This window comes from Cupriavidus sp. 86D6, from assembly GCF_057815095.1.
The window spans coordinates 1-18,952 of sequence record NZ_JBYPSB010000002.1; the positions used below are offsets into that span (position 1 = coordinate 1).

Consider the following 18,952-nt stretch of genomic DNA (forward strand, 5'->3'; position numbering starts at 1 on the left):
CAGCGCACGCAAAGCGCTCATCCGTCGATCGCGCCGGTGCATGCGCCGGTGATCGAGTACTGAAATCCTACGATGGGTGGCGCGGCATCGGAGCCGGGCCACCCGGAACAAGCGCATAGGCAAAAGGCGCAACCGCCATGACACACCCTCAACAAATCGGTCGCAAGCTGGAAATGGCCGCCGTCGCCTTTGCGACGGGATTCTCGTCGCATGGGCACACCTCGTCGTCCCTTGGCATGTTGGCCGGGACGCTGGCGGTGTGTGCCCTGGTCGCCCGCAGCGCGCTCGGCAAGCGCCCCGCCCCGACGGGACTGGCCTGGGTAGCGCATTGATCGCATGGCCGGGAGCGTACCCCCGTTGTAGAGCTTGTGACAGACTTGAAGTGCATGTTGCGGCCATCTACGATGCCCGGCATGGACACTTTTCACTCCGCCACCTGGCGGCTCCTGGTCATCAGCCTGCCGACGTCGGCAGCCACGGCCCGCATGCGGTTCTGGCGCGCGATCAAGGCGCTGGGCGGCGCGGCGCTGCGCGATGGCGTCTACCTGGTTCCCGACCGGGCTGAACTGCAGCCGCCGCTGCAGGCACTTGCCGACGATGCGGCGGACCAGGATGGCAAGGTCTGGCTGCTATCGGTCGTGGCCACGCAGGAACAGGAAGCCGACTATCGGCGCCTGTTCGATCGTTCGGCCGAATATGCCGACTGGACCGCTGAACTGGCAGCCGCCCGCGAGGCCATCACGGGCCTGGGCGAAGCCGAGCTGTTGCGCGTCGCGCGCCGATTGGGACGTGGCTATGACGCGATCCGGAAGATCGACTTCTTCCCCGGCGAGCCCGCGGCGATTGCCGAGGCAAAGTGGCGCGATTTCAATGCCGCCGTGGATGCCGCGCTGTCTCCCGGCGAGCCGCACGGCGTCTCCGGTGCCATCGCCAGGCGCGATCCCACGCAATACCAGGGGCGCTGCTGGGCCACGCGCAAGCACCTCTGGGTAGACCGCGTCGCGTGCGCCTGGCTGATCCAGCGTTTTATCGACCCCCATGCCAGGTTCCTGTGGCTCGATGACGTGCGGCAGTGCCCGGCCGATGCGCTCGGATTCGATTTCGACGGCGCGACGTTCACGCATATCGGCGACCGCGTGTCGTTCGAGGTGCTGATGGCGAGCTTCGGGCTGGACGAGGACAAGGGGCTGGCCAAGCTGGCGCAGCTGATCCACGTGCTCGATGTCGGTGGGGCGCCGGTCGCGGAGGCCAGCGGCTTCGAGGCCGTGCTGACCGGGGCACGCACCCGTATGCCGGACGACGACGCGTTGCTGCGCGATATGAGCCCGGTACTGGACTCCCTCTACACCCACTACGGCAGCGCCAGCCGCCGCAAACGTTAGCACCCTGGGGACGATGCACATGAATCCGCAAGACACGACCCCCACTGGGGACATCGGCCAGGACGGCCCCCGCTATGGCCTCTGGCAGCTGGTCTGCTACATGCTGCGCCTGGGCACGCTCGGCTTTGGCGGGCCGGTGGCGCTGGCCGGCTACATGCATCGCGATCTGGTCGAGCGCAGGCAATGGATTACCGATGGGGACTACAAGGAGGGCATCGCGCTGGCGCAACTGGCGCCTGGGCCAATGGCCGCGCAGCTTGCCATCTATCTGGGCTATGTCCACTACCGCATCGTCGGCGCCACGCTGGTCGGCATTGCCTTTGTGCTGCCGTCGTTCCTGATGGTGCTGGCGCTGGGCTGGGCCTATACGAAGTTCGGCGGCCTGACGTGGATGCAGTCGGTGTTCTACGGCGTCGGCGCGGCGGTGATCGGCATCATCACGCTCAGCGCGTACAAGCTGACCAACAAGAGCGTGGGACGTGACCCGTTGCTGTGGGGCATCTATCTGGTGCTGGGCGCGGTCACGGTGATTACCGAATCCGAAATCGCCTGGCTGTTCCTGGCCGCCGGGCTGCTGGTGTGGTTCTGGCGCGCGCCGCCGAAGTGGCTGCGCGAACGGGGCGTCAATGCCGTCGCCGCCGCGCAGTTGCCGATGGCCGGCGGGTTCGCCAGCAGCCTGGACTGGCCGCTGCTGATGCAGATCGGCGTGTTCTTCGCCAAGGCCGGGGCGTTCGTATTCGGCTCGGGGCTGGCCATCGTGCCGTTCCTGTACGGCGGCGTGGTGACCGAGCACCACTGGCTCAATGACAAGCAGTTTGTCGATGCCGTGGCCGTGGCCATGATCACGCCCGGCCCCGTGGTGATTACCGTGGGCTTTATCGGCTATCTGGTGGCCGGCCTGCCCGGCGCGGTGGTGGCCGCGCTGGCCACGTTCCTGCCCTGCTATCTGTTTACCGTCATCCCGGCGCCTTACTTCAAGAAGTACGGCAAGCGGCCGGCCATCATTGCCTTCGTGGACGGCGTGACGGCCGCGGCCGTCGGCGCCATCACGGGCGCCGTGATCGTGCTGGCCCGGCGCTCGCTGGTCGATGTCCCGACCGTGGCGCTGGCCGTGGTGACCGTGCTGTTGCTCTGGCGTTTCAAGAAACTGCCAGAGCCGGTGATCGTGCTCGGTGCGGCCGTCATCGGGCTGATCGTCTATCCGCTGCTGCGCGGCTGATGTCAGCCGGCGTCGGCGGATGTTCAGGAGCCAATCATGAAATGGATCACGCGAGAACGCCCCAAGATCGACCGGATTGCCTGTCCCTGGCTGGTGGCCCGGTTTATCGATCCTTCGCCGGAGTTTCTATATGTACCCGCCGGCGACGTACTGGCCGAAGCGCAGCGCAGCGGGGCGATTCCCTACGACATACCCGGCGTCGAGCTGTCGCACGAAGGCGACCTGTGCAGTTTCGACGCCTTCCTCAAGAAGTACGGCCTGGCCGACCCTTCGCTCGCCCAGCTTGCCGCCATCGTCCGGGGTGCCGACACGTCGCGGCTGGACCTCACCCGCGAGTCCGGCGGCCTCTATGCCATATCGCTGGGCCTGTCGCAGACCTTTGCCGACGACCATGACATGCTGCGGCAGGGCATGGTGATGTACGACGCCCTGTACGCCTGGTGCAAGCACTGCCAGGCCGAGACGCACAACTGGCCGCCGATCCTGCCGGCCTGAACGATCCCCGCAAAAAGTGCCTTTCAGGTATCAATCACAATACGGATGACATCAGGCGCGGCGCCGATCACGGCCTGCCGCGCCGTGCGTCCCTGTAGAATGTCGGCCTGTTGGCTGGCCACCCGGCGCTGCCCATCGGTCAACCCGGTGGGCCAGGACGCCAGATGGCCGATAGCTCACGCGTTCAGCGACCTCTGCGGATCGCCTTGCCGAATCGCCTGGATTCCGCGCCCACTTCCCGATGTTCACACCATGCCGGCCCACAACCCGGCGCGGCGGGGCAATTGTGCGCGGCGCCCGGGCCTTGCCTGGCTGTGAGCGCCAGCGGCGCCAACGGGCGCGAATGGTGCCGGTGGCGGCGATCCTGCCATCGGTGCGGCGGCACGCGTTGCCGCACCCTTAATCTCTCCTCGACATCATGAAAAAAATAGCAGCCGTTCTCCTGATCTCCGGTCTTTCGTTGCTGGCCGCCTGCGGCAAGAGCGACCCGACGCCGGCGGCAAAGCCTGCCAGCGCGGGCACCAGCATCGTCGTCGGCCTGGACGACAACTTCCCGCCGATGGGTTTCCGCGATGCCAACAACCAGCTGGTCGGCTTCGACATCGACATGGCGAAGGAAGCGGCGCAGCGCCTTGGCATGACGGTGGATTTCAAGCCGATCGACTGGAGCGCCAAGGAAGCCGAACTGAACGGCAAGCGCGTTGACGTGCTGTGGAACGGCCTGACGATCACCGAGGACCGCAAGAAGAACATCAGCTTCACCGCGCCGTACATGACGAACCACCAGATCGTCATCGTGACCGAAAAGTCGCCGATCCAGACCAAGGCCGACCTGGCCGGCCGCATCGTTGGCGCGCAGGACGGCAGCAGCGCCGTGGACGCGATCAAGAAAGAGGCAGCCGTGGCCGCCAGCCTGAAGGAACTGAAGTCGTTTGGCGACAATGTGACGGCGCTGATGGACCTGTCGGCAGGCCGCCTCGACGCCGTGGTGGTCGACGAAGTGGTGGGCCGCTACCTGGCCAGCAAGCGCGCCGGCGAATACCGCATCCTGGCCGAGAACTTCGGCACCGAAGACTACGGCGTGGGCGTGCGCAAGGACGACGGCGAACTGCTGGACAAGCTGAACAAGACGCTGGCCGCGATGAAGCAGGACGGCACGGCCGCACGCATCGCCACCCAGTGGTTCGGCGCGGACATCACGAAGTAAGGACAGCCACCTTGCAGGGGGCGCAGGGTTCGGGAAAGCAAGCAAATTGCACCGGCCCTGTTGCACCTGCATCGTAATGTTTCAGCATGGACTACGTTCTTTCTCTCCTGCCTCCGATGATGGAAGGGGCCAAGGTCACCTTGACCCTGTTCGCCATCACGCTCGGGCTGTCGGTGCCGCTGGGCCTGGCGCTGGCCCTGCTGCGGATTTCGGCGTGGGCGCCGGTCAGCGGCCTGGTGAATGGCTATATCTGGCTGATGCGCGGCACGCCGCTGATGCTGCAGATGCTTTTCATCTATTTCGCGCTGCCGTTCGTGCCGTATGTCGGCATCCGGCTGCCCGATTTCCCCGCTGCGGTGGTCGCGTTCGCGCTGAACTACGCGGCGTACTTCGCCGAGATCTTCCGGGCCGGCATCCAGTCGGTGGAGCGCGGCCAGTACGAGGCCAGCAAGACGCTGGGCCTGAGCTACTTCCAGACCATGCGCCGGATCGTGCTGCCCCAGATGATCGGCCGCGTGCTGCCCCCGGTGAGCAACGAGACCATCACGCTGGTCAAGGACACCTCGCTGATCTACGTGCTGGCGCTCAATGACGTCCTGCGCACGGCGCGCAGCATCGTGCAGCGCGATTTCACGACAACCCCGTTCCTGGTGGCCGCACTGTTTTACCTGGTGATGACGCTGGTTCTGACGTGGCTCTTCCAACGCCTCGAAAAACGCTATGCAAGATACGATCAATGAGAACGCCGGCGTGCGCGAGCGCCCATTGATGGTGTCGGCCCGCGACATTCACAAGTCCTTCGGCGCGCTGGAGGTGCTGAAGGGCGTGTCGCTGTCGCTGCGCAAGGGCGACGTGACCGCCGTCATCGGCCCGTCGGGCTCGGGCAAGAGCACGCTGCTGCGGTGCATGAACCATCTGGAACTGATCGACCGCGGCACGCTGGAAATCGAGGGCGAAGTGCTGGCGGCCACCGACGCCAGCGGTGTGCGCTACGCCAAGGGTGCCGATCTGCGTCGTATTTGCGCCAGGATGGGCATGGTGTTCCAGTCGTTCAACCTGTTCCCGCACCTGACCGTGCTGCAGAACCTGATCGAGGCCCCGATGACGGTCAAGGGCATGCCGCGCGACCGCATCGTGCCGCTGGCCGAGGATCTGCTGCGCAAGGTCGGCCTGTTCGACAAGCGCGACAGCTATCCGTCGCGTCTGTCGGGCGGCCAGAAGCAGCGCGTGGCGATTGCCCGCGCGCTGGCCATGGAGCCGGACATCATGCTGTTCGACGAGCCCACGTCGGCGCTCGACCCCGAACTGACCGGCGAAGTGCTGCGCACCATGCGCCAGCTGGCCGACGAGCACATGACGATGCTGGTGGTCACGCACGAAATGGGTTTCGCGCGCGAGGTGGCCAGCCATGTGGTCTTCATGGACGGCGGCAAGGTGGTCGAGGAGGGCCCGCCGGCGCAGCTGTTCGGGGCGCCCGTTCAGGCGCGGACGCGGGAATTCCTGACGCGCGTGTTCTGAGGCGTGGGCCGGCCCCCGCGGCCGGCGCACCTGGCGCGTGTCGTTTTGTCGCGTTTGTATCAAGACTGTTGCAGGTAGAATGCGCACCGCGGCACACGGTCCTCGTGTGCCGACCGTGACTGCAGGTGCCGGCGAGCCATTCGCCGGTTAAACGGGAAACAGGTGCGTCGCCGATCGTCCAGATTTCGACGAGAGCGGCCATGCCTGTGCTGCCCCCGCAACGGTAAGCAGGTTGGGAACCGTCAGGCCGATCCATCCGGGTCGGCGGTCACTGCGCCAGCACATGGCGCGGGAAGGCGATGGCATCCCGGCGCGAGACGCGCCGCCCTGCAAGCCCGGATACCGGCCTGTTGTCATCATCGAAATCCATTGCCCGGGCGGGGTCGCCTGGCTTCACGATGACACACAATCTGTCCGCGCATTCCGCCGGCCGCTTGCGCTCGGCTCCGTTTCGCCCTGGCTCCGCGCGTGCGCGCCGGCCACATCTGCTGGCTGCCTCGCTTGGCACCGTCGCCAGCCTCAATTTCCCCGGTGCATGGGCCCAGGAGGCCGCTTCCGACCGTAAGGCGGGCACGCTGCCGGCCGTCACGGTCAGCGGGGCGGCTCAGCTTGACCCGCCCGGGCTGGCCCTGTCCGCGCCCGAATACACGGGCAGCCGCCTGGGCCTGACCCCGCTGGAAACACCGGCCAGCGTCGAAGTGCTCGGCGGCGAAACGATCCGGGCACGTGGCGACCAGTCCGTGCGGGAAGCGGTGACGCGCGCCACCGGCATCACGGGCAACCCGGCGCCCGGCAACGGCGGCACGTCGCTGGCGGCCCGTGGCTTTGCCGGCCAGGGCTCGGTCATGCAACTGCTCGACGGCACGCGCATGTACGTGGCCTCGGGCACGGTCACGTTTCCGTTCGATACCTGGTCGGTGGATCGCATCGAAGTGCTGCGCGGGCCTGCATCGGTCATGTATGGCGAAGGTGCCATCGGTGGCGTGGTCAACGTGGTGCAGAAGAAGCCGATCCGCGCGCCCATCGAGAACGAACTCCAGATCGCGGGCGGCACCGGGAAGACCGCGCGCGTGGCGTTCGACAGCGGCGGCAAGGTCAACGACAACCTGTCGTACCGCTTCGCCACCGCGTACAACCGCTCGGCCGGCTGGGTCGATCGCGGGGATTCGAACAACCTGATGGTGTCGGCGTCGGTGCGGCTGGACGTCAATCCGGACTTCAACCTGACGCTGTCCTATGACGACGGCACCCAGCATCCGCAGCAGTACTTCGGCGTGCCGCTGGTGAACGGCAGCCTGGACACGTCGCTGCGCAAGAAGAACTACAACGTCGGCGATGCCCAGATCAGCTACCGCGACCGCTGGACGCGCCTGAACGCCGAATGGACGCCCAACGACCGCGTCACCGTGCGTAACCAGTTCTATTACCTGACCAGCCATCGGCATTGGCGCGATAGCGAGACCTACGCGTTCCTGCCGGCAACCTCGCAGGTGCGCCGCACCGACTATCTGGAAATCCTGCACGACCAGGAGCAGGTGGGCAATCGCGCGGACCTGACAGTCAAGAGCCGGCTGTTCGGGCTGGAGAACGCCACGACGGTCGGCTTCGACATCAACAAGATCAACTTCACGCATTCGAACAATTCGCCGTATGGCGGATCGTCGACGGTCAATGCGTACGACTTCGATCCGGGGATGTTCTTCAGCCCGCCGGGCATCGTCACCTCGCCGCGCCTGCGGACCCACACCACGCAGTACGCGCTGTTCGGCGAGCATCGTATTTCCTTTACGCCGCAGTGGTCGGTGATCGGCGGCGTGCGCTTCGACCACGCCCGGCTGTATCGCACCGATCTGGTCGCCAACACGGGCTGGGAGAAAACCTTCGCCAATACCACGTGGCGCGTGGGCACGGTGTACCAGTTCACGCCGGCGCTGTCGGTCTACGCGCAGTACGCCACGGCCACCGATCCGCTTGGCTCGCTGGTGACGACCAGCGACGCACAGCGCAATTTCGAGCTGGCTACCGGCAAGCAGGTGGAAGTGGGGGTGAAGCAGGCGTTCTGGGGCCATCGCGGCGAATGGACGGTTGCGGCCTACGAGATCCGCAAGAACAACCTGCTGTCGCGCGACCCGGTCAACCCGACGATCACCCAGCAGGTGGGCGAGCAGTCGTCGCGCGGGCTGGAGGCATCGGCCAGCGTGGAAGTGCTGCGCGGCCTGCGCCTGGACATCAACGGCACGGTGCTGCGGGCACGCTACGACGACTTCACCGAGTCAGTGGGAGGCGTGGCGGTGTCGCGTGCCGGCAATGTGCCGACCAGCGTGCCGCAGCAGGCGGCCAACGCCTGGCTGAGCTGGAACTTCATGCCGCAGTGGACGTTCGCCACGGGCCTGCGCTACGTGGGCGGCCGTTACGCGGACACCGCGAACAAGGTGCGCGTGCCGAGCTATACGACGGTCGATACCGCACTGTCGTGGCGCGTGACCAGGCAGGCGGCGCTGACGCTGCGCGTCTACAACGTGTTCAACCGCGACTACGCCGAATCGTTCTCGAACGGCGGCCAGCAGTGGCTGCTGGGCCGTCCGCGCTCGGCGGAACTGTCGGCAAACTTCTACTTCTGAGTGGCGTCGGGCGGTCGGTGGCCGCCCAGCCTCGCCCTTCAAAGGCCGGGAGGGCAAGACTGTCACGGAAGTGTCATATCGCGCGCTTACATTTTCGTTCGACCATGCAACGTGAGCGAATGAGCGTCGATGAGCCTGACCCTGCGGCAACGTGAAATCTTCGGCTGGCTGAATGATGCCGGCTACCTCAGTACCGAACAACTGGCCAGCCGCTTTGGCGTCAGCAGCCAGACCATCCGGCGCGACATCAACGAACTGAGCGTGCAGGGGCTGGCGCGACGCATGCACGGCGGGCTGAGCTTGCCGGCCAGCCAGCACAACATCAGCTACCTGCAACGCAGTACCGCGCATGTGGAGCGCAAGCGGCGCATTGCCGAGGCGGCCATTGGCATCGTCGAGGCCGATGCCACGGTGTTCCTGGGCTATGGCACCACGGTGGCCGACTTTGCCCGCGCCCTGCCGGACGACCTGCCGCTGCGCGTGATCACCAACAACCTGGGTGCCGTGCATGCCTTGGCCGACAAGCCCCGCATCGAAACCTGGGTCACGGGCGGACGGCTGCGTGCCGGCGATTTCGATGTAATGGGCAGTGCCACCCTGGATTTTGTACGACGTTTTCGTGCGCATGTGGCGATCTGCAGCGCCGCCGGCATTGACGCGGACGGCACGTTCTACGAATTCCAGCCGGAGGAGGCCGAATTTAGCCAGGTGTTGCTGTCGCACAGCCATCTGCGCGTGCTGCTGGCCGACAGCAGCAAGTGCCTGCGCCACGCGCCGTGCCGCGTGGCTGGCCTGGACCAGATCGACCACCTGTTCACGGACGCCGAAGCCACCGACGCGCTGCCAACGTTGCCGGGCCTGTGCGAGCGCGCCGGCGTGGCGCTGCACCTGTGCTGAGCCACCGGCACCGCCGACTCACCTGGCGTCTTCCTTCGTCCCGGATACCGGATCGCCGCGATTGACGGCGTGATCGCCCGGCCCGCCCAAGGGGCAGGGCCGTCCGCGAGTTGAGGGGGTGTGTCATGCGCCACATTCGTGCGCTTGCTTTGGCGCATGCGGGACCTATGCTGAATCACACCGATCTCCGGCGTGTCACCACCACAAAAAAGGGTCCCATGGCATCCACCGCGCCTACTCCAACGCCCGCCCACCCGCCGGCCCCCCACTGGCTGCGCTGGCTGCCCGGCCTGGCCATGCTGCGCACCTACGAGGCAGCCTGGCTGCCGCGTGACCTGGCGGCGGGGCTCGTGCTGACGACGATGCTGGTGCCGGTGGGTATCGCCTATGCCGAGGCGTCGGGCGTGCCGGGCGTGTACGGGCTCTACGCGACGATCATCCCGCTGCTGGCCTACGCGCTGTTCGGGCCGAGCCGCATCCTGGTGCTGGGGCCCGATTCCGCGCTGGCCGCGCCGATCCTGGCGGTGGTGGTTGGCATGTCCGGCGGCGACCCGATGCGCGCCGTGGCCACCGCCAGCCTGATGGCCATCGTGGCCGGCCTGTTCTGCATCGTGCTGGGCCTGCTGCGGCTGGGGTTCATTACCGAACTGCTGTCCAAGCCGATCCGCTACGGCTATATGAATGGCATCGCCCTGACGGTGCTGGTCAGCCAGTTGCCAAAGCTGTTCGCCATCAAGGTCGACGATGCCGGGCCGCTGCGCGAGCTGTGGTGGCTGGCGCAGGCCATCGCCGATGGCAAGGCCAACTGGTACAGCTTTGCCGTGGGCGCGGCCAGCCTGGTGCTGATCCTGTTCCTGAAGCGATTCGAGCGCGTGCCGGGCATCCTGATCGCCGTGGTGCTGGCCACGCTGGCGGTCAGTGTGTTCCGGCTCGATCACCACGGCGTGAAGGTGCTGGGCGAAATCCCGCAGGGGTTGCCGACCTTCGCGCTACCGTGGTTCAGCGGCGTGGATATCGTCCGCATCGCACTGGGCGGCTGTGCCGTGGCGCTGATCGCCTTTGCCGATACTAGCGTGCTGTCGCGCACCTATGCCGCGCGCACCCATACGCGGGTGGACCCGAATCAGGAGATGGTGGGCCTGGGCGTGGCCAACCTGGCGACCGGGCTGTTCCAGGGGTTTCCGATCAGCAGCAGCGCGTCGCGCACGCCGGTGGCCGAGGCAGCCGGCGCCCGCACGCAGCTGACTGGCGTGGTCGGCGCCATTGCCGTGGCGGCCCTGCTGCTGGTGGCGCCCAATCTGCTGCGCTACCTGCCCAACAGCGCGCTGGCCGCCGTGGTGATCGCGGCGGCCAGCGGGCTGTTCGAGTTCAAGGATCTGCAGCGCATCTATCGCATCCAGCAGTGGGAGTTCTGGCTGTCGATGCTGTGCTTTGCCGCCGTGGCCGTATTCGGCACGATTCCCGGCATCTGCCTGGCCGTGGTCCTGGCCGTGATCGAATTCCTGTGGGACGGCTGGCGGCCGCATTTCGCGGTACTGGGCCGGGTGCCGGGCCTGCGCGGCTACCACGACCTGAAACGCTATCCCCATGCGGCGCTGATCGACGGGCTGGTGCTGTTCCGGTGGGACGCGCCGCTGTTCTTTGCCAATGCCGAACTGTTCCAGCAGCGCCTGACGGAGGCCGTGGAGGCGGCGCCGAAGCCGGTGCGCTGGGTGGTGGTGGCGGCCGAGCCGGTCACCAGCGTGGACGTCACGTCGGCCGACATGCTGCGCGAACTGAGCCAGAACCTGGCCCAGGACGGCGTGGCCCTGCATTTCGCGGAAATGAAGGACCCTGTCCGAGACAAGCTGCGGCGCTTCGAGCTGACGGAGACATTCTCCAACGCCTGTTTCCATCCCACCGTGGGCAGCGCCGTGGACGACTATCTGGCCAGCATCGGCGCACGGAAACTGGACGAATGACGATGGGGCGAGGCACGGCCAGCGGCTGGGGGGTACGCCGCGTCAGCCCCCGCTGGCGCCCATCGCCCCGAACCGCCACGACAACCGCCGCGCCGCCTGCCTGACCAGCTGGGCCACCTCGCTGTCCAGCGCGCTGTCGAAGCTGCCGCTGCTGCCCATCACGGCGATGACCAGCGCCAGCGCGCCGGTGTGGTCGAACACCGGGGCGGCCAGGGTGTCGATGCCGGGCACGGGGCGGCTGACGGCGTTGTCGATGCCGTCGTCGCGGATCTGGCGCCAGCGCGGGATGGCGGCCTGCCGGATCGCCGCATCCACGGGCACACCCGCCATGCGGATCGCATCCTGCGCCAGCGCCTGGGTCAATACGTCATCGGGCAGATGGGCGGCAAACGTGCGGCCGATGGCCGTGTTGACCATCGACAGCACCGTGCCCACGCGCAGGCTGACGTGCTGCGGACGCAACGCTTCTTCCAGCCGGATCACCGTGGGCCCCAGAGGGCCGAACACCGCCATCGCCACCGACAGGCCCGTGGCATGCGCCAGCGCCACCACCTCGGGCTCGGCCTCGCGCGTGGGCGACAGGCGCTGCAGCGCCACCAGGCCCATTTCCAGCGCCAGCATGCCGGCCTCGAAGTCGCCGTCGGCATTGCGCGTCAGCAGGCCGATCTTCTGCAGGCTGACCAGATGCGGGAACGCCTTGGCCGGCGCCATGCCGGCGGCGCGCGCCAGTTCGCCCAGCGATAGCGGACGGCCGGCGTCGGCCAGCGCATTGAGCAACTGGCCGGTATTGTCGAGCGACTGGATGCCGCGCTGGGGTTTGCTCTCTTCCAGTTCGGTCATGTCGCCTCCATTGCCCGCGCGATGTCGTCGATGGCCCCGCGCAGCATGCGTGCCACCGGGCCTTGCCAGTCGACGTCGATGGCGCCCGTGGAGCCGATGGCGGTCAGTACCAGGCGCAGCGTGCCGTCGGCATCGACCAGCGGCATCGCCAGGCTGCTGACTGCCGGGCTGGGCGTATCGATGCTGCGTTCCATGCCGCGCTGGCGCACGGCGGCCAGTTGATCCATGAAGGCGGGCAGGGCATCCGCGGAAGACGCACCAGCCTCTTGCTGGCGCCAGATCGGCTGCCAGTGCGCTGGCGGCTGGAACGCGCAGTACGTGCGGCCGGTGGCCGTGGTGGCCAGGGCCATGACCGTACCCACGTGCAGGTTGACGTGCAGCGGCGACCCGGCGGACGCGTAATGGACGATGGTCGGCCCCTGCGGCGTGGGCAGGCTGACGGCCACGTTCCAGCCGATGGCCGAGGCCAGCGCCTGCACGGGCGGCACGGCCGCCCGGTACGCCGGCGTGTGGTCCAGATGCAGCATGCCCAGGCGCAAGGCCAGCGGCCCCGGTTCGTAGCTGCCGTCGAGATGATCGCGCTTGATGAGCCCCAGGCGCGTCAGGCTGACCAGATAGGTATGCGCCTGCGCCGGCGCCAGTTGCGCGGCGGCGGCCAGTTCGGCCAGGGCCAGCGGCCGGCGCGCATCGGCCAGCGCCTGCAGCAGGCGGCCGCCCACCTCCACGCTCTGGATGCCGCGTTGTGTCTTGCCGGCGGATTCGCCCGGGGGTCTTGCCATGCCTGCGTGCTGCCTGTCTGTCGGAAAGAGCCCAATGGTACGCGATGCATCGCCAGCGGGCGGCCTGTCAGGCGCTTGTCGCGGCGCCTCGGCATCGGGGTTTTCCCGCGTCCCCTACGCTGCGACAAGGCTTGGCGGGTAATTTAGCAAATAGCAATCGTATTTGCCATTGACTAAAAATAGCCGTCTTCCTAAGATTCATTCACGCCGATCCCCCGCGTGATCGCCCGACCCATCCCCCTACACAAGACAACGAGGCAGACATGGCAAAAGCATTCGCATCCCAGGCCGACCTGGAAGCCAAGCAGATCACCTTCACCCAGCTTTCGGAAAACGCCTGGGCCTATACGGCCGAGGGCGATCCCAATTCGGGCGTGATCATTGGCGACGACGGCGTGATGATCGTGGACACCACCGCCACGCCGGCCATGGCGCAGGACCTGATTGCCCGCATCCGCGAGATCACCGACAAGCCGATCAAGTACGTGGTGCTGTCGCACTACCACGCGGTGCGCGTGCTGGGCGCGTCGGCCTACTTTGCCGAGGGCGCGCAGCAGGTCATGGCCAGCCGGGGCACCTACGAGATGATCGTGGAGCGCGGCGAGGCCGACATGAAATCCGAGATCGAACGCTTTCCGCGCCTGTTCGCCGGCGTGGAAACCGTGCCGGGCCTGACCTGGCCGACGCTGGTCTTCGAGCGCGAGATCACGCTGTTCATGGGCAAGCTCGAAGTGCGCATCGCCCACCTGGGCGCCGGCCACACCAAGGGCGACACCGTGGTGTGGCTGCCGCAGCAGAAGGTGCTGTTCTCGGGCGACCTGGTGGAGTACGACGCCGCCTGCTACTGCGGCGACGCCCAGCTCGAACAATGGCCGGCCACGCTGGACGCGCTGGCCGCGCTGCAGCCCGAAAAGCTGGTGCCGGGCCGCGGCCCCGCGCTGACCACCCCGGCCGACGTGGCCAAGGGTCTGGCCTACACCAAGGATTTCGTCTCCACACTGCTGCAGGCCGGCCGCGAAGCCGTGGCCGACAAGCTCGACCTGAAGGCCGCCATGGCGCATACGCGCAAGTTGATGGACCCGAAGTTCGGCCACGTATTCATCTACGAGCACTGCCTGCCGTTCGACGTGTCGCGCGCGTTCGACGAGGCGTCCGGCATCACGCATCCGCGCATCTGGACGGCGCAGCGCGATCAGGAGATGTGGGCGGCGTTGCAGGCGTAAGCCGGCATAAGCCGGTGCAAGCCGGTGCGATGGTTTTCTCCCCTCTCCCGCACGGCGGGAGAGGGGCGGGGGAGAGGGCAGGGCAGTTCCCTTGGCCACGGGTAGCAGGCGGAACCGCCAGCCCCTCTCCCCCAACCGCTCTTCCACGTCGCGGGACAGCGGAGCAAAAGAACGCAACCACATACAAGTGGACGGAGACACCATGAGCAGTACCGAAGTCGACATCGACTACCAGAAGCAGACGTATGCCTACATGCCCTGTGCCGAGCAGCAGCCGGGCCACCGGGCCGAGGGCCCGCATCCCGTGATCGTGGTGGGCGCGGGGCCGGTGGGGCTGGCCACCGCGATCGACCTGGCGCGCCACGACGTGCCGGTGGTGCTGGTCGATGACGACTGCACGCTGTCCACCGGCTCGCGGGCGATCTGCTTTGCCAAGCGCACGCTGGACATCTTCGACCGCCTGGGCTGCGGCGACCGCATGGTCGACAAGGGCGTGCGCTGGCATGTGGGCAAGGTGTTCCTGCAGGACCGCCAGATCTACGCGTTCGACCTGCTGCCCGAGGCCGGCCATCGTCGTCCGGCATTCATCAACCTGCAGCAGTATTACGTCGAGGGCTACCTGCTCGATTGCGCGCGGGCGATGCCCAATATCGACATCCGCTGGAAGAGCCGCGCCGTGGCCGTGGCGCAGCACCCGGACCACGTGGCGCTGACCATCGAGACCCCCGACGGCTGCTACACGCTGTGCGGCCGCTACGTGGTGGCGGCCGACGGCTCGCGCAGCCCGCTGCGCAAGATGCTGGGGCAGGAAAGCCATGGCCACACGTTCCGCGACCGCTTCCTGATTGCCGATGTGAAGATGGAGGCGCCGTTTCCGGCCGAACGCTGGTTCTGGTTCGATCCGCCGTTCCATCCGAACCAGTCGGTGCTGCTGCACCGCCAGCCCGACAACGTCTGGCGCATCGACTTCCAGCTGGGCTGGGATGCCGACCCCGTGGCCGAGAAGGCGCCCGAGCGCGTGATCCCCCGCGTGCAGGCGCTGCTGGGCCCCGACGCGAAGTTCGAACTCGAATGGGTCAGCGTCTACACGTTTGCCTGCGTGCGCATGGACAGCTTCCGCCATGGCCGCGTGCTGTTTGCCGGCGATGCCGCGCACGGGGTGTCCCCGTTCGGCGCGCGTGGCGCCAACAGCGGCGTGCAGGACGCCGAGAACCTGGCCTGGAAACTGGCCTATGTGCTGCAGGGCAAGGCGCCCGACAGCCTGCTGGACACCTACGCCAGCGAACGCGAATACGCGGCCGACGAGAACATTCGCAATTCCACGCGCGCCACCGATTTCATCACGCCGAAGAGCGCGGTCAGCCGGGTGTTCCGCGATGCCGTGCTGACGCTCGCGCGCGATCACGCGTTCGCGCGGCAGCTGGTCAACAGCGGTCGTCTGTCGGTGCCGGCGGTGCTGCACGATTCGACGCTCAACACGGCCGATGCCGATGCATTCGGCGGCGCCATGGCGCCGGGGGCGGCATGCGTGGACGCACCGGTTGCCGATGCGGCCGGCAAGCCGTGGCTGCTGCAGCACCTGGGCAACGCGTTCGTGGTGCTGGTGTTCGGCCCGCCGGCCGGGCTCGATGCCGCGCAGGCCGAGGCGCTGCGCACGCTGCAGCAGGGCGGCATTCCGCTGCGCGTGGTGTTTGTCACCGACCCGGCCATTTCGGCATCGGCACAGGCGTGGCCCGGCGCCACGGTGCTGCGCGATGCCGAAGGCCTGGCCGCCAGCCGCTACGACGCGCGTGCCGGCACCTGCTACCTGATCCGGCCGGACCAGCACGTTTGCGCGCGCTGGCGCGGTGTCGATGTGGCTGGCATCGCCGCTGCACTGGCCCGTGCCACCGGCAATGCGCCGGTATCCCGGACCCTGACGCCCTCCGCCCCGGTGCAGGCAGCGGCCCTGGCCTGAAGCCCTGAACCCAGCCAACCGAAGGAGACAGGCCCCATGCCGCTCAATACCGCCCCCAACCTTGCGCGCCCCGACGACTTCTACGAGGCGCTGATCGACATGCACCGCGGCCTCGACGACGCCGCCAGCCAGGCCGTCAACGCGCGGCTGATCCTGCTGCTGGCCAACCATATCGGCGACCACGACACACTGGTCGAGGCCATGCAGCTGGCCCGTGCGGCAGCCGAAGCGCCCACGCCGGCCTAGTTCCGCCTAGCCACCACCCGACCCGCGATCGACCTCCGCAGGGGCGCAATCCGACGCCCCGGGGGCGACTCGCGCCTGCCACCCCACTGAATCCGGAGACAACCATGCACACCCACAGCTTGGGCGCCGCCCCCGCCGTGCCCGACATCTCGTCCGACCCCTTGCCACAGAGCCTGCCGCTGCCGCAGGAAGACGCGCTGTACCGCAAGGTCTGGCTGCGCATCATCCCGTTCCTGTTCGTCTGCTACGTGGTGTCGTTCCTGGACCGCATCAACATCGGTTTCGCGCAGTTGCAGATGAAGCAGGACCTGGGCTTCAGCGACGCGATGTACGGCCTGGGCGCCGCCGTGTTCTACGTGGGCTACGTGCTCTGCGAGGTGCCCAGCAACATGCTGCTGGCGCGTTTCGGGGCGCGCCGGACGTTCACGCGCATCATGGTGCTGTGGGGCGTGGCGTCGGTCGGCATGATGCTGGTGTCGCAGCCGTCTCACTTCTATTTGCTGCGCTTCCTGCTGGGCGTGTTCGAGGCGGGCTTCTTCCCGGGCATCGTGCTGTACCTGACCTACTGGTTTCCGGCGCGCCGCCGTGCCGCGGTGATGGCGATCTTCTTTGCCGGCGTGGCGGTGGCCGGGGTGCTGGGCGGGCTGGTGTCCGGCTGGATCATGCGCGACATGGCCGGCGTGCTGGGCATGCACGGCTGGCAATGGATGTTCGCCATCGAAGGCGCACCGGCCGTGCTGCTGGGGCTGGTGGCGGCGTTCTGTCTGGTCGATGGCCCGCGCCAGGCGCGCTGGCTGACGCCTGCCGAGCAGGACTACCTGGTGGCCCAGCGCGCGGCAGAGACGCAAGGCGGGGGCGGCCACGCCCATTCGCTGCAGGCGCTGGGTCAGGCGCTGCGCAATCCGCGCCTGTATCTGTTCGCGTTCATCTACTTCGCGCTGACCTGCGGATCGCTGACGCTGTCGTTCTGGATGCCGCTGATGATCCGGGACTTCGGCATCCGCGACGTGATGGCGATCAGCCTGTACTCGGTGATCCCGAATGCGATCGGCGCGGTTGGGCTGATCCTGATCGCGCGCCGCTCCGACCGGCTGGGCGAGCGCCATGGGCACTTCCTGTGCTGCACCGCCGGCGGCGCGCTGGCCCTGGCGGCGCTGACGCTGCACGTGCCGAGCCTGAGCGTGTCGCTGGCGATGCTCTCGGTGGCGGCCGTGCTGATCTTCGCCGCCTTGCCGATCTTCTGGTCGCTGCCGCCCAGCCACCTGCCGGCCCAGACCGCCGCCACCGGTATCGCGTTCATCTCCAGTATCGGCATCACCAGCGGCATCGTCAGCCCCTGGGTGATCGGCCAGATCAAGACGCACACGGGCAGCATGGACAACGCGCTGTACCTGCTGGCGGGCCTGCTGCTGGCAAGCGGACTGGCCATGTGGCAGGGCATCCCACGCACCCAGGCAGCGCACTGACCGCCCGGCGGCACCGCCACATTTCCCCAAAGCCGGGCGCCGCATGCCCGACGTCGGGGAAAATCCATTTGTTTCATGGTTATCCATGATGGAACACTTGTTGCTCAATGACTAGCATTGCAACAGCTGACGCTTTCATTCAACAGGAGTGTTTCCATGACCCAGTCCTTCCCGATCCGTGCCGCGGTGCTGCTGGCCGCGTTCAGTGGCGCCGGTTCGGCGCTGGCCGCCGACGCAGCGGCGGTGGCCGCCAGCCCGACGCTCAGCAAGATCAAGTCGTCCAACACGATCGCGATCGGGCACCGGACGTCGTCGATTCCGTTCTCGTATTACGACGCCAACCAGAAAGTGATCGGGTTTGCCCAGGACATCTGCGACCGCGTTGTCGATGCCGTCAAGAAGGAAACCGGGTCGCCGAACCTGCAGGTGCGCATGGTCCCCGTGACATCGCAAAATCGCCAATCGCTGGTGCAAAACGGCACGGTGGACCTGGAGTGCGGCGTCACGACCAACCTGAAGTCGCGCCAGCAGCAGGTGGCGTTCTCGACCACATACTTCGTGGCCGGCACCCGGCTGCTGGTCAAGAAGGGTAGCCCCGTTCACGACTTCGCGGACCTGGCCGGCAAGTCCGTGGTGACGAATGCGGGCACGACGTCGGAGCGCATCCTGCGCAAGCTCAACGACGAAAAGGGCGCCAACATGACGATCCAGAGCGCCAAGGACTACGGCGAATCGTTCCTGATCCTGCAGTCGGGCCGCGTGGCGGCATTCATGATGGACGACGTGCTGCTGTCCGGCGCCCGCACGCTGGCGCCCCGGCCCGACGACTGGGCCGTGGTGGGCACGCCGCAGTCCTTCGAAGCCTACGGCTTCATGATGCGCCGCGACGACCCCGGCTTCAAACAGGTGGTGGACAACGCCATGACCGGCCTGATGCGCAGCGGCGAGATCAACACGCTCTACGCCAAGTGGTTCCAGAAGCCGGTGCCGCCGAAGAACATCTCGTTCGACCTGCCGCAGAGCGAGCAGATCAAGAAGGCGTATGCGAATCCGAATGACGAGGCGTTCGAGTAAGCGCGGCTACCCAGACGATTCTGGCGTTGGGCGTGCCCTGACCGCACCACTCGTACTGTCTGACGGC

At 67.2% G+C, this 18,952-nt stretch carries 17 protein-coding genes and 1 riboswitch; of the genes, 15 read left to right on the top strand and 2 right to left on the bottom strand.

Annotated features, from left to right (window positions below):
- Nucleotides 1-137 precede the first annotated feature (137 nt).
- From AC3G88_RS05085 to AC3G88_RS05130, 10 genes are all read left to right on the top strand, one after another.
- The gene (locus AC3G88_RS05085) at nt 138-332 is read left to right on the top strand and encodes a hypothetical protein (protein WP_488893157.1); all 195 of its coding nucleotides are present in this window, start codon (nt 138-140) and stop codon (nt 330-332) included.
- A gap of 81 nt (nt 333-413) precedes the next feature.
- The gene (locus tag AC3G88_RS05090; protein WP_488893158.1) at nt 414-1,382 is read left to right on the top strand and encodes a chromate resistance protein ChrB domain-containing protein; all 969 of its coding nucleotides are present in this window, start codon (nt 414-416) and stop codon (nt 1,380-1,382) included.
- Between the two features lie 19 nt (nt 1,383-1,401).
- Nucleotides 1,402-2,601 carry a chromate transporter gene (locus tag AC3G88_RS05095; RefSeq protein ID WP_488770791.1) on the top strand — a complete coding sequence of 400 codons (1,200 nt, stop codon included), beginning with the start codon at nt 1,402-1,404 and terminating at the stop codon, nt 2,599-2,601.
- 36 nt (nt 2,602-2,637) lie between these two features.
- A complete protein-coding gene (locus AC3G88_RS05100) occupies nt 2,638-3,096 on the top strand; it encodes a chromate resistance protein ChrB domain-containing protein (protein ID WP_488893159.1) in 459 nt (152 codons plus the stop codon).
- A 418-nt stretch (nt 3,097-3,514) separates the two neighbouring features.
- Complete coding sequence (locus AC3G88_RS05105) at nt 3,515-4,303, top strand: amino acid ABC transporter substrate-binding protein (protein WP_488893160.1); 789 nt, start codon at nt 3,515-3,517, stop codon at nt 4,301-4,303.
- A gap of 86 nt (nt 4,304-4,389) precedes the next feature.
- Entirely contained in the window at nt 4,390-5,043 is a 654-nt protein-coding gene (locus AC3G88_RS05110) for an amino acid ABC transporter permease (protein WP_488893161.1), read from the top strand.
- 28 nt (nt 5,044-5,071) lie between these two features.
- Complete coding sequence (locus AC3G88_RS05115) at nt 5,072-5,821, top strand: amino acid ABC transporter ATP-binding protein (protein ID WP_488893346.1); 750 nt, start codon at nt 5,072-5,074, stop codon at nt 5,819-5,821.
- Between the two features lie 106 nt (nt 5,822-5,927).
- A riboswitch (cobalamin riboswitch) is annotated at nt 5,928-6,186 on the top strand.
- Between the two features lie 33 nt (nt 6,187-6,219).
- Nucleotides 6,220-8,442, top strand: coding sequence for a TonB-dependent receptor (locus AC3G88_RS05120; RefSeq protein ID WP_488893162.1), 2,223 nt, complete (start codon nt 6,220-6,222; stop codon nt 8,440-8,442).
- A gap of 129 nt (nt 8,443-8,571) precedes the next feature.
- The gene (locus AC3G88_RS05125; protein ID WP_488893163.1) at nt 8,572-9,339 is read left to right on the top strand and encodes a DeoR/GlpR family DNA-binding transcription regulator; all 768 of its coding nucleotides are present in this window, start codon (nt 8,572-8,574) and stop codon (nt 9,337-9,339) included.
- A 218-nt stretch (nt 9,340-9,557) separates the two neighbouring features.
- Nucleotides 9,558-11,300 carry a SulP family inorganic anion transporter gene (locus AC3G88_RS05130; protein ID WP_488893164.1) on the top strand — a complete coding sequence of 581 codons (1,743 nt, stop codon included), beginning with the start codon at nt 9,558-9,560 and terminating at the stop codon, nt 11,298-11,300.
- A 42-nt stretch (nt 11,301-11,342) separates the two neighbouring features.
- Here AC3G88_RS05130 and AC3G88_RS05135 read toward each other — a convergent pair whose 3' ends face one another.
- Nucleotides 11,343-12,140 (bottom strand): IclR family transcriptional regulator, encoded by a 798-nt coding sequence (locus AC3G88_RS05135; RefSeq protein ID WP_488893165.1) that lies wholly within the window; start codon nt 12,138-12,140, stop codon nt 11,343-11,345.
- Complete coding sequence (locus AC3G88_RS05140) at nt 12,137-12,919, bottom strand: IclR family transcriptional regulator (protein ID WP_488770798.1); 783 nt, start codon at nt 12,917-12,919, stop codon at nt 12,137-12,139. Before AC3G88_RS05140 ends, AC3G88_RS05135 begins: the two co-directional genes overlap by 4 nt.
- A gap of 263 nt (nt 12,920-13,182) precedes the next feature.
- Between AC3G88_RS05140 and AC3G88_RS05145 the strand changes: the two genes are divergently transcribed.
- From AC3G88_RS05145 to AC3G88_RS05165, 5 genes are all read left to right on the top strand, one after another.
- Entirely contained in the window at nt 13,183-14,142 is a 960-nt protein-coding gene (locus tag AC3G88_RS05145) for an MBL fold metallo-hydrolase (RefSeq protein ID WP_488893166.1), read from the top strand.
- 202 nt (nt 14,143-14,344) lie between these two features.
- The gene (locus AC3G88_RS05150; protein WP_488770799.1) at nt 14,345-16,099 is read left to right on the top strand and encodes an FAD-dependent oxidoreductase; all 1,755 of its coding nucleotides are present in this window, start codon (nt 14,345-14,347) and stop codon (nt 16,097-16,099) included.
- Between the two features lie 36 nt (nt 16,100-16,135).
- On the top strand, nt 16,136-16,345 hold the full coding sequence (locus AC3G88_RS05155) for a DUF2783 domain-containing protein (protein WP_153946499.1): 210 nt from the start codon (nt 16,136-16,138) through the stop codon (nt 16,343-16,345).
- Between the two features lie 104 nt (nt 16,346-16,449).
- Complete coding sequence (locus AC3G88_RS05160; protein WP_488770800.1) at nt 16,450-17,811, top strand: MFS transporter; 1,362 nt, start codon at nt 16,450-16,452, stop codon at nt 17,809-17,811.
- A 156-nt stretch (nt 17,812-17,967) separates the two neighbouring features.
- Nucleotides 17,968-18,885: a glutamate/aspartate ABC transporter substrate-binding protein gene (locus AC3G88_RS05165; protein ID WP_153946501.1), complete on the top strand. Its 918-nt coding sequence runs from the start codon at nt 17,968-17,970 to the stop codon at nt 18,883-18,885.
- Nucleotides 18,886-18,952 lie beyond the last annotated feature (67 nt).